Source organism: Neobacillus niacini, from assembly GCF_031456445.1.
GTDB classification, from domain to species: domain Bacteria; phylum Bacillota; class Bacilli; order Bacillales; family Cytobacillaceae; genus Neobacillus; species Neobacillus niacini_I.
The window spans coordinates 25,317-40,631 of record NZ_JAVDUQ010000011.1 but is presented as its reverse complement, the minus strand read 5'-3'; the positions used below and the strand labels follow the sequence as shown (position 1 = coordinate 40,631).

Annotated in this window: 12 protein-coding genes, 1 pseudogene and 1 riboswitch; of the genes and pseudogenes, 5 read left to right on the top strand and 8 right to left on the bottom strand. The window is 38.8% G+C overall.

Annotated features, from left to right (window positions below):
- The first annotated feature begins 315 nt into the window (after nt 1-315).
- Complete coding sequence (locus tag J2Y67_RS11480; RefSeq protein WP_310174061.1) at nt 316-1,989, top strand: ribonuclease J; 1,674 nt, start codon at nt 316-318, stop codon at nt 1,987-1,989.
- Nucleotides 1,990-2,214: 225 nt separating this feature from the next.
- Nucleotides 2,215-2,667, top strand: coding sequence for a cupredoxin domain-containing protein (locus tag J2Y67_RS11475; protein ID WP_310174060.1), 453 nt, complete (start codon nt 2,215-2,217; stop codon nt 2,665-2,667).
- Nucleotides 2,668-2,850: 183 nt separating this feature from the next.
- Here J2Y67_RS11475 and J2Y67_RS11470 read toward each other — a convergent pair whose 3' ends face one another.
- From J2Y67_RS11470 to J2Y67_RS11440, 7 genes and pseudogenes are all read right to left on the bottom strand, one after another.
- The gene (locus tag J2Y67_RS11470; protein ID WP_310174058.1) at nt 2,851-3,387 is read right to left on the bottom strand and encodes an HD domain-containing protein; all 537 of its coding nucleotides are present in this window, start codon (nt 3,385-3,387) and stop codon (nt 2,851-2,853) included.
- 130 nt (nt 3,388-3,517) lie between these two features.
- Nucleotides 3,518-4,939 (bottom strand): tetratricopeptide repeat protein, encoded by a 1,422-nt coding sequence (locus J2Y67_RS11465; RefSeq protein ID WP_310174056.1) that lies wholly within the window; start codon nt 4,937-4,939, stop codon nt 3,518-3,520.
- A gap of 377 nt (nt 4,940-5,316) precedes the next feature.
- Nucleotides 5,317-5,448: pseudogene (locus J2Y67_RS11460) on the bottom strand (type II toxin-antitoxin system RelE family toxin); the annotation flags it as partial.
- Between the two features lie 32 nt (nt 5,449-5,480).
- Nucleotides 5,481-7,157 carry an L-lactate permease gene (locus J2Y67_RS11455; protein ID WP_310174054.1) on the bottom strand — a complete coding sequence of 559 codons (1,677 nt, stop codon included), beginning with the start codon at nt 7,155-7,157 and terminating at the stop codon, nt 5,481-5,483.
- Nucleotides 7,158-7,269: 112 nt separating this feature from the next.
- Nucleotides 7,270-8,604, bottom strand: a complete 1,335-nt coding sequence (locus tag J2Y67_RS11450) for a (Fe-S)-binding protein (RefSeq protein WP_310174053.1) — start codon at nt 8,602-8,604, stop codon at nt 7,270-7,272.
- Nucleotides 8,601-10,013 (bottom strand): glycolate oxidase subunit GlcD, encoded by a 1,413-nt coding sequence (gene glcD / locus J2Y67_RS11445; RefSeq protein WP_310174050.1) that lies wholly within the window; start codon nt 10,011-10,013, stop codon nt 8,601-8,603. Before glcD ends, J2Y67_RS11450 begins: the two co-directional genes overlap by 4 nt.
- 142 nt (nt 10,014-10,155) lie before the next feature.
- Complete coding sequence (locus J2Y67_RS11440) at nt 10,156-11,274, bottom strand: CdaR family transcriptional regulator (RefSeq protein WP_310174047.1); 1,119 nt, start codon at nt 11,272-11,274, stop codon at nt 10,156-10,158.
- Between the two features lie 245 nt (nt 11,275-11,519).
- On the opposite strand from J2Y67_RS11440, the gene J2Y67_RS11435 reads away from it, so the two are divergent.
- Nucleotides 11,520-11,957: an SRPBCC domain-containing protein gene (locus tag J2Y67_RS11435; RefSeq protein WP_310174045.1), complete on the top strand. Its 438-nt coding sequence runs from the start codon at nt 11,520-11,522 to the stop codon at nt 11,955-11,957.
- Between the two features lie 65 nt (nt 11,958-12,022).
- On the opposite strand, the gene J2Y67_RS11430 is transcribed toward J2Y67_RS11435, so the two are convergent.
- The gene (locus J2Y67_RS11430; RefSeq protein WP_396954068.1) at nt 12,023-13,357 is read right to left on the bottom strand and encodes an alkaline phosphatase; all 1,335 of its coding nucleotides are present in this window, start codon (nt 13,355-13,357) and stop codon (nt 12,023-12,025) included.
- A 199-nt stretch (nt 13,358-13,556) separates the two neighbouring features.
- Between J2Y67_RS11430 and J2Y67_RS11425 the strand changes: the two genes are divergently transcribed.
- Both J2Y67_RS11425 and J2Y67_RS11420 read left to right on the top strand, forming a co-directional pair.
- The gene (locus tag J2Y67_RS11425) at nt 13,557-14,033 is read left to right on the top strand and encodes a divergent PAP2 family protein (protein WP_310174043.1); all 477 of its coding nucleotides are present in this window, start codon (nt 13,557-13,559) and stop codon (nt 14,031-14,033) included.
- A 57-nt stretch (nt 14,034-14,090) separates the two neighbouring features.
- A riboswitch (ZMP/ZTP riboswitch) is annotated at nt 14,091-14,174 on the top strand.
- 46 nt (nt 14,175-14,220) lie between these two features.
- Nucleotides 14,221-15,060 carry a bifunctional 5,10-methylenetetrahydrofolate dehydrogenase/5,10-methenyltetrahydrofolate cyclohydrolase gene (locus J2Y67_RS11420; protein ID WP_310174041.1) on the top strand — a complete coding sequence of 280 codons (840 nt, stop codon included), beginning with the start codon at nt 14,221-14,223 and terminating at the stop codon, nt 15,058-15,060.
- Nucleotides 15,061-15,315: the final 255 nt, after the last annotated feature.

Sequence of the window (15,315 nt, the reverse complement as noted above, 5' to 3'; positions counted from 1 at the left end):
TGTTATTTTTCTATTTTAATTCGTGATGGAAGTTTAATATACCTTCTTTTTATATGCATGGAACCAGCAGAATGATTATATCAACACACTTTTACAGGATATCAACATATTTTAATGAGATATCAACACACTTTTAGAATATATCAACACTTTTCCAGAAGATATCAACATATTTTTATATGATATCAACAATTTCTAATTAAACGTTTGATTTATCACGCTATTTCCCACTGCTTCCCCTGAAGGTTCAATTTAAATAAAGATTTTCCAAACGGGAATACTAAATTTATCTAATTGGATTTGGGAGGAATAATATTGAGCAACAATGAAAATACATTGTCCATTTTCGCTTTAGGCGGTATCAATGAAATCGGTAAAAACATGTATGTAGTCCAATTTGCAGATGATCTCGTGATTATCGACTGCGGCGGCAAGTTCCCTGATGAGAGTTTGTTAGGAATCGACCTGATAATTCCGGATATTACCTTTCTTGAGGAAAATCAGGAAAAGATCCGTGCATTAATTGTGACCCACGGACATGAGGACCATATCGGCGGAATACCTTACATTTTACGAAAAATTAATGTTCCTATTTATGCAACTCGTTTTACCCTTGGTTTGATTGAACTAAAGTTAGAAGAACACCGTCTCAAAGGCGACACGAAACTTATTCAGATTGACTCGGAGTCGATGCTAGAACTTGGAAGGATAAAGGTTTCCTTTTTCAAAACAAGCCATAGTATTCCTGATTGTCTCGGGATAGTTTTTCACACACCCGAAGGCAATGTCGTCCATACCGGGGACTTCAAATTTGATTTAACCCCTGCCAATAATGAATCATCCGATATTCATAAAATGGCCAAGATTGGCAGCGATGGGGTCCTGGTTTTAATCTCTGAAAGCACCAATGCCGAGCGTAAAGGACTGTCCCCTTCCGAGCAAATGGTCGGTGCCCATATGGATGAGGCCTTTATGAAAGTTCATGGAAAAATTATTGTTTCTACTTTTGCCTCGAATGTGAACCGGATTCAGCAGGTTGTCAATGCTGCCATGCTGACCAATCGAAAGTTGGCCCTGCTTGGCCGAAGCATGGTCAATGTCGTCGATGTTGCAATCGAACGTGGTTATTTAACCGTTCCTGAAGGGATGCTGATTGAGGCACGTGATGTGGATCCCTTGCCACCTGAAAAAGTTGCGATTCTATGTACCGGGAGCCAAGGAGAACCAATGGCTGCCCTTGCCCGTCTCGCCAGCGGAAACTACCGCGATGTTGCGATTTATCCAGGGGACACCGTTATTTTAGCAGCTTCCCCCATACCCGGAAATGAACGGGACGTTTCGCGGATTATCGATAACCTTTTTAAACTTGGTGCAAGAGTCATTTATGGCTCCGGAAGTTCAACGGGAATGCATGTTTCCGGACATGGGTATCAGGAAGACTTAAAGCTTATGCTGACATTGATGAAACCAACCTATTTTATTCCGATTCATGGCGAATACAGAATGCTCCATCATCACCAGCTGCTGGCGGAATCTGTTGGGGTGGAAAAAGGAAACACTTTTATTATTAAAAATGGTGACGTTGTCGATATTGAAAATTCAGTTGCTCGTCAGACACGCAGTATTCCTTCCGGGGATACTTATGTGGATGGAATGGGTGTTGGGGACATCGGAGAAGTAGTGCTGCGTGACCGCAAGCAGCTTTCGGAAGATGGAATGCTGGTAATCGTGATTACAATTAGTAAATCCGACAGAAAAATTATTTCCGGTCCCGACACGATTACCCGCGGTTTCGTCTATGTAAAAAATTCAGACGATCTTCTTAAGGAGGTTAATCGTCTTGTCAAAAAAACCGTCATCGACTTACAAGAAGAAAATATCCGGCAATGGAGTGTCATCAAACAAAATATTAAAAAATCAGTAGGACAATATCTATTCACCCAAACAAAACGGAAGCCGATGATTTTGCCGATTATTATTGAAATTTAACTGTTTGAATAATAACGGGTTACGTTCTTTGCCCATAATCTGAAATTGCAATTGAAAATATACCATGAAATGGCTCAGTTCACACTAAACTGAGCCATTTCCCATTTTTTCAAAGCTTATCAATTAATACCTTTTTAATATTTTATTTAGGTAGCCTTAATTTTCTTTGTGTAGATATATGTTACATTTTAATCGTTATTAAATTTGAGAGGAGAAATCTTACTTATGAAAAAGAGAATGGGCTTATTATTTACTGCAGTAGCTTTAATGGTAATGATGTTAAGTGCTTGTGGAAGCACAAGTAATAATTCTTCAAATGCGACAACACCATCTAGCAAAAAATCAGCTACTACAACACAAACATCAAAAACTACGGATGCACAAAAAGCAACCACTAAAAATGCTGCATCAGGAAATATAGTTGATATTAAGGTAATGGCAAAGGATTTCGAATATGATAAAAAAGAAATCCATGTTAAAAAAGGAGATAAAGTAAGAATTACTCTTCAAAGTGATGATGGCGGTCATGGCTTTGCTCTTCCAGCCTTCAATGTAAACATCCAAGGGAATAAGAGTGCTGAATTTATTGCCAATAAAACAGGTACATTTGAATATCACTGTTCTATAGTATGCGGAGCAGGACATTCTAAAATGACAGGAAAATTAATAGTTGAATAGTATTTAAGCTAAAAAGAGATAGGGAACAACCTATCTCTTTTTAACACTTTATAAGGAGATTTTCGTAGATAATTCATTTGCATCGCAGATAAATTGAATCTAGGCTATTTTAAAAGCCAGGCAGCTGCCTGGCTATGGTACTTTCGATTTCAATTAGTATAGGCTTTTTCCAACACAAGGCTTTTATTGAAATAACAAATCCACTTCATTTCGCAATTCTTCTAATAAAGAAAGGTCCCCCTGGTAACCTAAGCTTTCTACGATATTGGTGTAATACCACTTTTGCTTTTCTTTGCCGCGGTTAAACCTTTCCCAAACCCGATCACCCATTTGTTCATATTCGTTTCGAATCGATCGGATATTATGTAGTTTATCCGCACAAGCAACAGCACGGATTTCCTTCGAAGCAGTTTTTAAAAATTCAATCGTGTGTTCTTTTCGCTTCTCCCAAGAGAGCGATTTATCTGGTTCGGAACAGCCCGCAACTATTTCAGCAATCTTTTCTCCGAATTCCCGTTTAATATCTTCCAAAGTTAAATCCGTATCTTCAATCGTATCATGCAAAATTCCGGCTGCCACAACCTCATCAAAGTAACCTGCTTTCATTAATAACATCCCCACTGCCACCGGATGAGTAAAATAAGGAATATCCGTAAGTTTTCTGTATTGACCAACGTGCGCCTTGCTTGCTATTTGAAGTGCTTTTTCCACAACTTCCATTCCGAATCCCTCCTTTTACTTTTATTTTATCATTACCCTGGCTTACCTACCCTATTGGTTAAAATTATCAAAAACCTTCGATGAAAATCACAAAGGGCTCGCAATCAAGCCCTTTGTTTCCATCTAATGGTTAACCAACCTGTTGATTATGTTTTAATTGAGCGCCTATTTTTTGATATTCACTAGCTTCCTTCACCATTCCTTTTTGCTGATACATTTTACTGATTTTTAAGACCGGAATTGGATTTTGCGGCTGCAATTCCATCTCCCAGAAGAAGCAATCGATGGCCTTGTCATATTGATAAAACTCTGCATAATAATCCCCCAGCTCCATCATCCGATCAGGGTCCTCTTCCAACTCGGCCATTTTATTGATCATTTCAATCACTTTCAAATGGGAGACTGTCTCATGAATAGGTATTAGCTTCTGGCGAACCGTTTGGAGGTCATGCTCTTCTAAAAGGAGAACAGCCAGTTGGAGCATCTTTTGTTCAATATGGATTGTTTTTTTATCATCGGGAAGATGTTTCAACAAGACAAGGAAATTGTCCAAGTGTGTGAACACAAACTTGGGATCGGAATTTTCCCAGATGTTGATTAGAATCGTTTCGTAGGAATGTGGCAGGTCATCTAAAAATGTGAATAAATAAAGGGCTGCTTTCTCATTGTTACTTTTTGCTATCATTTTTTCAATTAGTGTTTTTGCTTCCGTAAGCACTCGGAACGGATTGATGTTTGCCTCGGCTAAAACGAGCATCCATTGTTCCAACGTAATAAACCTTAAAGCGAGTGCTGTATATTTTTCAACGCACTCCACATTTTGAAGCTTTTCTACTCGTTCTAGCCAAAGCAGTAGCACTTCAACAGGACACTCCTGCTTAGTTAAAATTTCTTCTAAAAATTTGTGGTTCTCTGGATTTAATCGATTTTGGAAGCAGTGCAGCTCTATATAATGAGGGTCCTTTTTCAAGATATCTGGCAAACTGGAGGTATTGTAAAAATCGTGGTAAGAAAAATATTCGTATGATTCAAAGCGTTCCTTTGCAGATTTTAAGGAAGGAGCAAAGTCATTTAAAATTCGAATCACCTGAAAGGATTTCATAAACTTTCCACTTCTTTTAAAGTGAAAGTAAATTTTGTCAATCATTCCGATTAGCTGATTTTTTTCAAAAAAGGAGTCAAGTGTTGTAGCAATATAGGCAACTTCTTGTAAAGAAAAGTGGCTTTGGAGTTCGGAGAAGAGTTTATTTTTATTAGGAATTGAAACGTTTAAATTAGGGATAAATGTGGGTAACATTGGATTGGGAGCCTTTAGGATAATACCTTCATGAAAAACTTTATCGATAAAAGTACCTTCAGTGATCTTAGTAAGTTTTTCACCATATATAAGGGAGTTTTTATAGTAAATAAGGTAATAGCGATCGTGACCTTCTGTCATGACCTCAACTACTTTGCTTCTTGCAAATAGAGCGGCACGAACAATATTCCCTTTCATTAGTTTCTTTTTATCTTTTATCGATATTTCAGTTGGCATCATTAGTTCCTTATCCATCTTAGCTCTGCCCCCTAGCATCATTTTTAAATCTGATAAACGTATTTACGACTTTATTATATCACATACTTGAAAAAAGAGAGCTTGGTGCTATATGATTTCTTTGTTACGGGAGTTTAATTTCTTAAAAAGGATCTTTTAAATTGGTAGTTGATTTCCGCTCCAGGCGCTTCGCTTTCTGCTCCAATCAACATTGTTTCAAAAAGTTGAAAGAGGAGCACCTATAATATTGGAAACAGGTATAGGGTCTGTGTAGCAATGGAACCAAATCACGCAATAAGTATTGCGGCCATTATCCAAGTTAAAAAAAAGAAAGAACCTCCAGTCCAAGAAGGTCCTTGATTTTATATATAATACAATAAGTATTAGGATGACAGTCACTTATAAATATCTCCACAATTTCCAATAGCCTGTATGTATATAATTTTCTCATTGTGGTTTATATCAAATAAAACTCGAAAGGTACCAGTTCTGAGTCGATATAAATCTGTATATCCCTTCATATCTTTATACAAAAATTTAAAAATAAGATAATGAATCTTTATGGAATCATCCACGACAATATATTAGATTGTAAAAATGTTAGAATACAAACAATTAGTATGAGTAACAGACTATGTTTAATCGTAAAACGGAATAAGTCAGATTCCTTACCTGCTAACCCTACAGCCGCACATGCAACAGCAATCGATTGAGGTGAAATCATTTTTCCTGTTACACCGCCTGAAGAGTTCGCTGCAAGAGCAAGAAGCGGATCCATACCCACAGACGCCGCTGTGATTTTTTGCAGGTTTCCAAACAACAGATTCGCTGACGTATCAGAACCTGTAATGAATACCCCCAACCAGCCTAATACAGGAGAGAAGAACGGGAATAATGACCCTGTCTTCGCTAACAGCATTCCTAATGTTGTACTCATCCCTGAAGAGTTTGTTACATAGGCAAAACCTACTACTGACATAATTGTTAAGATTGGGAGTTTTAGCTCGTTGCATGTTTCCGCAAACGTTGCTGCCCATTCCCTCCAGGAAATTTTCACGATAAACTTTGTAACAAATGCTGCTAGGAGAATAGCGGTACCCGCAGCTCCCAACACTTCTAGCTTATAAACAGCAGCGATTGGATCGCCCTTTCCATTTAAAATCAGATTATTTAAACCGGGAACAGTAGGCATGAACGTTAAGCTGCTTCCGATTGAGTTAATCGCTTTCAAAATACCTATTGTTCCTTCATAATGACCTGTTAAAGCTGCTTTTACTTGTGGAATACCCCATAGAGAAATAAATGCTGTTAAGACTAAAAATGGAGACCAAGCTCTAAAAACTTCACCTGCTGTATGTGTTGTGTGAACATGAGCCGTTGTAGCGGCAACTTCAGCTTCGGATTGGAAACGGAAAGTCGTTTTTGGTTTCCAAAATTTCAAGAAAATCGCTGTTGCGAATAAGGATACTAACGCAGATAAAATATCAGGAAGCTCAGGCCCTATAAAATTGGAGCTTACATATTGTGTAAGGGCAAATGATATACCTGAAACTAAAATAGCAGGCAATACCTCAAGCGCTTTCTTAAAACCAGCCATAATAATGATTAGATATAAAGGAATAAATGCAGAGATAAACGGCAATTGACGGCCGACCATTTTTGAAATTTCCATTGCCGGTATTCCAGTAGGCCCTTCCATTGCTGTAATCGGAATACCAATTGCACCAAAGGCTACTGGAGCTGTATTAGCCAATAAACAAAGACCGGCTGCGTATAAAGGGTTGAATCCAAGACCTACAAGTAATGCTGCTGAAATCGCAACTGGCGCACCGAAACCTGCTGCCCCTTCAAGGAACGCCCCAAACGAGAAGGCTACTAAAAGCGCTTGTAGGCGGCGGTCCTCTGTAATAGATAATACAGAATTACGAATAATATCAAATTGTCCAGTTTTTACTGTTAGCTTATAAAGAAATACAGAAGTGATGATAATCCAGCCGATTGGTAAAACTCCATAAACAGCTCCCTGACTTGCTGACATAATAGCAGTCCCCGCCGGCATTTTATAGGCAAATATGGCAACTGCCAACGCAACAAGCAGCGTTGTAATACCAGCTGTATACCCTTTCATACGTTTAATAGCCAACGCCCAGAAAAAGTATAAAATAGGGATTAAGGCTACTAGTGAAGATAGTACTAGACTACCTCCAATTGGTGTAAAACTTTGCTGCCATGTCATACAAAACACCTCTTTTATATTTTATAAACTACTAATTTATGAATTCTAATCGTTAATCAACCCGAAATACACCGTTTTCAATATATTCCGAAAATAACGAGCGCAAGTTAGGCTATATTTTTTTAGCGTATTCCACAGCCTCTAACAGCAGATCTACAATATGTACGGCACGTATCTTATCAGATAAGCCCTCACGCTCAATACCAAGCTTCATTTGCAATAAGCACCCTGGGTTCGCGGTAACAATTGTAGTTGCATGAGTTGATTTTACCTTCTCCATCTTGTGATCCAGAATTTGCATCGACATCTCTGATTCTACAATATTATAAATACCAGCCGAGCCACAGCAGCGGTCTGAATCCTGCATTTCACGGAACTCTGCACCTTGAATTGCTTTAAGAAGCAAACGTGGATCTCCAGATACGCCCATTACATTGCGTAAGTGACAAGAATCTTGATATGTCAGTACTTGTGCTGGTAATTGAAGCGGGTATTGATAGAATTTAAGTTCCACAAGCACAGATGAAATATCTTTCAATTTATCCACAAATGCTTTTGCTCGATCTTTCCATTCAGGCTCATCTTTGAGCAAGTGATCATAGTCAATTAGAAAGGCTCCGCAACCGCCCGCATTTGTGATGATGTAGTTTACATGCATTTCCTCAAAAACTTTAATATTTCTTTTAGCTAATTCCTTCGCACCATCTTTTTCGCCGCTATGACCATGCAAAGCCCCGCAACAGGCTTGATTTTGAGGTATGACAACTTCACAGCCCGCCATTTGCAATAGCTTCATCGTCGCATTATTTGTTTCCAGGAACATCGTATCCATTAAACATCCTGAAAAGAAGGCAACTCGTTTTTTCACTATTCCATCCGCCTCCAAATGAGTGGGGCGATTGGCCATTTCCTTCATCGTGGGCGCCTTTGGAAGTACCTTTTCCATCGTAGCCAAGTTATCAGGCAAGAGCTGCAATAAACCTGTTTTACGAGCAACAGTTTGTAAGCCTGAGCGTTGGTATACACCAAGAAGACCTATTGCGAGACGCATACGGTTTTGATGTGGAAAAAGCCCTTGAAATACAGCTTTGCGTACAGCACGTACAGGGAGTGAATGCTTTTTACTTTGATTAATAATGTCCCGTGCTTCTTCTAATAAATGGCCATATTTAACACCTGATGGACAAACAGGCTCACAAGCACGACAGCCTAGACAAAGTTCCAACGTACGCTCTACATCTTCATTAGGTTCGATTAAACCATCTACGACCGCCTTCATAAGAGCGATACGACCGCGGGGAGAATGAGATTCTTTGAAGCCTGACTCGATATACGTCGGGCAAGAAGGCAAGCAGAAGCCGCAGCGCATACAATTCAAAAGCTGGTCTTCGTCCATCCGTTCCTTAAACTGTTGCTGGATGATGTTACGCTCTTTCAAGGTTGTCATCTAGATACCACCACCCGTTTACGAGACTCTTTAGCAAATACTTTTCCAGGATTCATAATGTTATTCGGATCAAACGTAGCTTTTATAGCTCTCATAGCTGCGATTCCTGTTTCCCCAAGCTTTAACTCAAGATAAGGGGCTTTCATTACACCTACACCATGCTCACCTGTAATCGTACCGCCAAGCTCAACGGCCTTTTCAAATATTTCAGCGAATGCCTTTTCCACACGTTCAATTTCATCGCGGTTTCGTGAATCTGTTGGACATGTTGGATGAAGATTTCCATCCCCAGCATGACCGAATGTACAAATGTTGACATCGTATTTTTTAGCGATTTCATTTATGGAGCGTACCATCTTCGCAATTTCAGAACGAGGAACCGTTGCATCCTCCAAAATTGTTGTAGGTTTCAAACGAGCAAGTGCTGATAAAGCTGAACGGCGTGCTGTGCGAAGGGCCATTGCTTTTTCCTCTGATTCCGCCACTTCAACAGATACGGCATGTTCCATTCTGCAAATCTCGGCAATAAGTTTCATATCACGATCGACGACCTGCTCAGGGCCATCTTGTTCAATTAAAAGAACCGCTTGTACATTTGTGGGCAGGCCAATTTGGGCGAAGTCTTCTACAACCTGAAGCGTCGGCTGATCTAAAAATTCCAGAGTCGTTGGGATAATCTTATTCGCAATAATTTTTGAAACAGAACGGGCCGCTGCTTCAATATCCTGATATAGCGCCAGCATTGTTTCCTTCGTTTCAGGCATAGGAATCAATTTTAGTGTCGCCTCTGTAATGATACCTAAAGTCCCTTCAGAACCTACAAATAACCGGGTTAAATCATAACCAGCTACGTCTTTTGCTAGCTTGCCTCCTGTACGAATGATGTCACCGTTAGCTAGTACGATTTCAAGCGCGATGACATAATCACGGGTAACGCCGTATTTTAAGCCTCGTAAACCGCCTGAATTTTCGTTTATATTCCCGCCAATCGTGGAAATTTTCATAGAGCTTGGATCTGGAGGGTAGAACAAACCTTTTGCTTCCACCTCGTTGATCATATCGAGTGTGATCACACCGGGCTGAACAGTAACTGTTAAATTTTCCTCGTCAATCTCCAAAATGCGATTCATATGTCGAAACAGCAAAACAAGTCCACCTTCAGTTGGGCAAGTACCTGCACAAAGGTTGGTACCAGACCCACGTGGTACGATTGCGACTTTATGCTCATTGCAAACTTTTACAATGTCAGAAACTTGTTTTGTATTACAAGGAGAAATAACCCCATCAGGAATCGATTGGAACTGAGGAGTCGCATCATATGAGTAAACAAGTCGGCCGGCCTCTGAATCATCGTAGTTTTCTACCCCGACGATTTCGATCAATTTCTTTTTTGCATGGACTGTAATCATTTCTGTTCACACCTCTTATACGTTATATAAAGAGAGACGAGCTAAGAACATGTATCTTTCTTCGTTTTCTCTTTATATAATCCTAGAGGATAATGTAAGCCCTTTCTATGGATATAAATCTAAAATTCATGCCTTTTTATCATCATTTTTTTGGTTGATGCTCCAAAAAATAAAGAGCTAAATACAAGCTGACGACATCAGGAAAATATTTCAAATTCAATCCTGTTAACTCCTCTAACTTTTTTATTCGGTAATGTAGCGTATTAATATGGATGTGCTGTAGTGAGGCTGTTAATTTTAATGACATATTTTGCTCAAAAAAAGTGTAAAACGTTTCAAGCAGTTCTTCATTTGTTAAAACAGTTTGGAGAATGCGCTGTGTAAACTCTTTACGGGTAGGAATGCTAATCTCTTCCAAGCATATATCTAGACGTAGGTCCTCTTCGAAGACAATACTAGTTTTTTTCAATGCAACGGACAATGCCCGTTCTGCTTGTTCATAACCTTTTGTTAGCTCGCTACTGTCAACATCTTGTCCAATCCCAACAATAACTGGCGTTTTCCATGTCTCCTCAATAAAAGCTTTGAACTGCTTCACTTTTTGTGTAATCGTCTCCCTTTCCCGTTCTTGATGAACATAGCGAATAATAAGGAGACGATCATTGCCCCAATGAATTAAAACATCCTGATCATGAGGGTCGTTCCACACATGTGTCAATTGCCAAATATCCTTAAAGAAAAAATCTTGTTGCTCTGTGACTTGAACTAATATAAGCTGCCGCTTCGCTTGCAAATCGATGTTAAGGATTTTAGCCCGCTCTACAAATGTTGAGGACCAATCCCTTGCATGCAGCCAATCAAAAACGAATGCTTCTAGCATTCTTGACTGCCACTGCATTTGCTCAGAGTAATAGCTTTCTTGAACAAGGAGTTCAGTCATTTTCCGCAATAATTCTCCATACGGCAAAACACGCTCTGGTTCCCCGGTAATTCCAATCACGCCAATTACATTATTTAAGAAAAAAACCGGTAAATTTATTCCAGCTTTCGCTCCTTGTAAATATTGTTCATCCTCTTTCTTAATAATGACTCTTCTTTTTTCTTTCACGCTAATCATAGCGCCCTCATGATATTTACCAATCCGCTGAGCATCTGTACTAACAATAATGATTCCATCTACCCCGACCATGATAATATCTTCATAAAATAGCTTTTTAACTTCATCAATAATTTTTTTTGCAAGAGAAACGGATAACAACACGTAAATCCCCCTCCTATCTTTTGCTTTGATTATAAACATCAATTCGAAATCACTCAAAAACCTGTAAGGTTTGAAAACATAAAAAAAGAGCTTGGCATCGATATTGGGTACTTACCCGAGCATATCCATAGATCATTTTTTCTTCCTCTTTTAATATGTATTTTTGGTAGGTGTTATTTTAACTAAACGATTGATTAGTGTACACTAATCAATAGAATCTTTAGTGAAAGTGAGATGACCTAAGTATGAAAAATATTACAAAATTTAAAATAGCAAAACCTGCTCATGAAGTATTTGAAGCATTCGTTGACCCAGCAAAAATCGGTAACTTTTGGTTTTCCTCAAGCTCTGAGAGATGGGAATCAAGTAAAACGATTAGATTAGCTTATAAAGAATACAATGCAGAACTTGAAATAAAGGTAATAGATGTTGTCACAAATCAGAAAATCGTGTTTAAATGGGGCCCAACTGAAGATGAACATTTGGTCACAATCACCCTAAATGAGGCAGATTCATCCTCTACGATTATCGAAGTTACAGAAGATGGCTTCAAAGAAAATGACCCTGAGCTAGTACATAATCTAGTCGACAATAAAGAAGGCTGGGTTTACATGTTGACCTGTTTAAAGGGATATTTAGAAAACGGAGTCAATACGTTAAGGGGTGCTTTAGTTAAGGAGTAGCTGTCAATTGCCCCGTTGAACAAGGAAGTCCAACGGGGTTAATCTAAACTAAGATTTAAAATAAATTACTCATTTTTAATAATCTCAAAAATGTTTTTTGCCTGATCCGTATTGTTTATTTTTCCTGTAAAAAGGTCGCTTCCAGGTCCGTAGGCATATATGTTTACATCATCCCCAGTATGCCCGCTTGTTGTCCAGCCTGTGACGGAGCGGTTATCGAAAATTTTCTCAATTGCATTATCAATCTCGGTTACATTTTTTGTTGCAGCTGCTTTTTTAACCGATTGGATTTCTTCAGGTTTCAGTGACAATTCAATATTATTTTTTAATGTTTGTTCTACAGCTGCGCCTTTTGTAATTTGTTCCGCCATAAAGTCAGGAGTGCGCTTTGCTGCTGCTATTGGCTCAGCAAACCAGTTGTAATTGCCTTTTGCCCCAACCGAAATACCTCCGGTTGAATGGTCTGCTGTTGCAACAACCAATGTATGCTTGTCTCTTTTAGCGAAATCAATTGCCGCTTTAAAGGCTTGCTCGAAACCTTCCATTTCACTCATTGCTGCCACGATGTCATTGTCATGACCTGCCCAGTCAATTTGGCTTCCTTCAACCATCAAAAAGAAACCCTTTTTATTTAGACTTAATTTACTCAACGCTGTTTCCGTCATCTCTTTTAAGGATGGCGTCGATGCCTCCAGATCCAACATTTTAGGTAATCCTTCCTTCGCAAACAATCCAAGCACCCTAGTTTGTTTACTTTTTAACATTTCATCCTTTGTTGTTACATAATCATAACCATCTTTTTGGAATTCCTTTGTTAAATCACGGTCAGAACGGACCAAGTTGTTTACTCCACCGCCAAGCATCACATCGATTTTGTGATGACCATTGATTTTTTCATCAAAATAATCGTCCGCGATCGCGTCCATATTTTTACGGTTTTTTTCATGTGCACCAAAGGCTGCAGGGGTGGCATGCGTAATCTGGCAAGTCACAACTAATCCAGTCGATTTACCTTTTTCTTTTGCTGCTTCTAAAACGGATTTTACAGGTAAGCCATTACGGTCGACCCCAATTGCCGAATTGTAGGTTTTGACTCCTGTTGCCATGGCTGTGCCAGCAGCAGCGGAATCCGTTACATTATGCTTCGGATCATCCGAATATGTCATTTGCTGTCCAACTAGGTATGAATCAAAGGATGTTGGCTCAAACTTTTTTGTGGCTGAATTGTCCTTAAAATAACGATATGCTGTCGTATAGGAAACACCCATTCCATCCCCGATTAAAAAAATAATGTTGTTAATCTCTGCTCGTTCGGCCAGGGCTCCGTGATTTATAGTGCCAAGGATAGTTCCAACTATTGCTATAAAAAGTGTGGCAACATTTAGTATTCTTTTCCGCAAATTTTGCTCCTCCTTTACTGTACTCCATATGTATAGTGTTTCCTTTATTATTCCGTCCCATTAAGATATATTATTAGGGTACTCTAATAAAAAATAGGGTATTTAATTTTATAGAAAAACTAACGAACAAATTTCTTAGCAGAATGTTTTTAACATAGAATCAACAATAGAGGAAAATTAGTTAAGTTAGGAGGACAACATGTTTTTATCCTTTCCGATATTAGCCGCCCTTTTAGGGATGTTGATTGCACAATTTGTAAAAATTCCGATTCACTTTTTAACCACCGGGGAAGTAAGGTGGAATCTGATGTTTAGTACTGGCGGAATGCCGAGCTCTCATACCGCAACGATTATTTCCTTAACTACAGCGATTGGGCTCACCTCTGGGTTTAAATCAAATGCGTTTGCTATTTGTGTAGTAATGTCCGCCATTGTCATGCATGATGCGACGGGTGTCCGCAGGCATGCTGGTTATCATGCGGAAGTTTTAAATAAATTGCTAATTGATTTCAATTCCCTGGTTGAGACATTAAAAAACCCTAATCTCAAAAAAACAGAATCTAGAGCAAAGCTTAAGGAGCTGTTAGGACATCAACCGGCAGAGGTATTTTTTGGAGCCATCACTGGAATCATCGTGGGCTTCTTAGTCTACCTTATTTATCCATTTACAATTTAGCAATAATTCCAATATTGAATATCTTTTTTATGTATGATATCCTCAAATTAAATAAAAAGGAGATGCAGTGACTGACGACAACCGTGGAATTAACCACATGGGAGCTGCATTTTATACGGTCGGGTCGTCTGGGCAGAGATAGGGTTTTATTTCCCTATCTCTTTTATATTTTTAGGAGGTATTTATAATGGAAAAAGTCATATTAGATGGACAACTTGTAGCGAACAATATTAAAGATGCCTTAAAAGAAAAAGTAAACGAACTGAAGGAAAAAGGAGTTACTCCTTGTCTCGCTACCATTTTAGTCGGTGATGACCCATCATCTGCAACTTACGTAAAGATGAAGGGAAATGCTTGTGAAAAAGTTGGGATTAAATCATTACGGATTCATTTGCCAAAGGAAACGGAAACAAGTGATCTTTTAAAAACAATTGATGAATTAAACAAAGATGATTCTGTACACGGGATTCTTCTTCAACATCCTGTGCCATCTCAGATTGATGAGCGTAAAGCATTTGAGTCTATTGATATTCGTAAAGATGTCGACGGTGTAACAAGCAGAGGCTATGGAGAAACAGCTTTGGGTTTTGGTAAATTTCCATCATGTACACCTGCGGCTATAATGGAAATAATTAATTTTTATAATATACCTGTTGAGGGGAAACATGCGGTTGTTGTTGGTAGAAGTCCAATTCTTGGAAAGCCGGTTTCAGCCTTACTTTTAAATGCTGATGCGACAGTTACCACCTGCCATTCTCGTACAAATAACCTAGCTGATATCGTCAAACAAGCGGATATTGTTGTGGCTGCGGTGGGTAAACCTAATTTTATCCAAGGCGACTGGATTAAAGATGGAGCAGTAATCTTGGATGCTGGATATAACAAAGGCAACATTGGCGACGTTGATTACGAAGCTTGTTATGAAAAAGCCAGTGCTATTACACCTGTTCCAGGTGGAGTGGGTCCTGTGACGATTTCGATGTTGTTAAAACATACGGTAAAATCTGCGGAGGAAACTCTTCAATAAAAAGTGATTAATTTGAGTTGAGCTGTTTTTTGGGCTCAACTCTTTTTTAAATTTGGGAAAAAGACTAAAAATTAACCGTCTGATTCAACTTCATTAAACGATAATGATCAGTATTACCTATTATACATTATTTCTATCCCCGCACTCGCATAGAGTAGGACATAATCGAAATTTCATGTGCTTTCCCTTTTAAAAATATTTATTAAGGAACAAATACCTATTACTTTTATAAGAAAAAAGACAGAAGATCCCTAT

Bases quoted from the DNA above. Each gene is read 5' to 3' on its own strand.
- J2Y67_RS11455 (WP_310174054.1), bottom strand. From the start codon at position 7,157: ATGACATGGCAGCAAAGTTTTACACCAATTGGAGGTAGTCTAGTACTA.
- J2Y67_RS11475 (WP_310174060.1), top strand. From the start codon at position 2,215: ATGAAAAAGAGAATGGGCTTATTATTTACTGCAGTAGCTTTAATGGTA.
- glcD (WP_310174050.1), bottom strand. From the start codon at position 10,013: ATGATTACAGTCCATGCAAAAAAGAAATTGATCGAAATCGTCGGGGTA.
- J2Y67_RS11420 (WP_310174041.1), top strand. From the start codon at position 14,221: ATGGAAAAAGTCATATTAGATGGACAACTTGTAGCGAACAATATTAAA.
- J2Y67_RS11450 (WP_310174053.1), bottom strand. From the start codon at position 8,604: ATGACAACCTTGAAAGAGCGTAACATCATCCAGCAACAGTTTAAGGAA.
- J2Y67_RS11465 (WP_310174056.1), bottom strand. From the start codon at position 4,939: ATGGATAAGGAACTAATGATGCCAACTGAAATATCGATAAAAGATAAA.
- J2Y67_RS11470 (WP_310174058.1), bottom strand. From the start codon at position 3,387: ATGGAAGTTGTGGAAAAAGCACTTCAAATAGCAAGCAAGGCGCACGTT.
- J2Y67_RS11435 (WP_310174045.1), top strand. From the start codon at position 11,520: ATGAAAAATATTACAAAATTTAAAATAGCAAAACCTGCTCATGAAGTA.
- J2Y67_RS11425 (WP_310174043.1), top strand. From the start codon at position 13,557: ATGTTTTTATCCTTTCCGATATTAGCCGCCCTTTTAGGGATGTTGATT.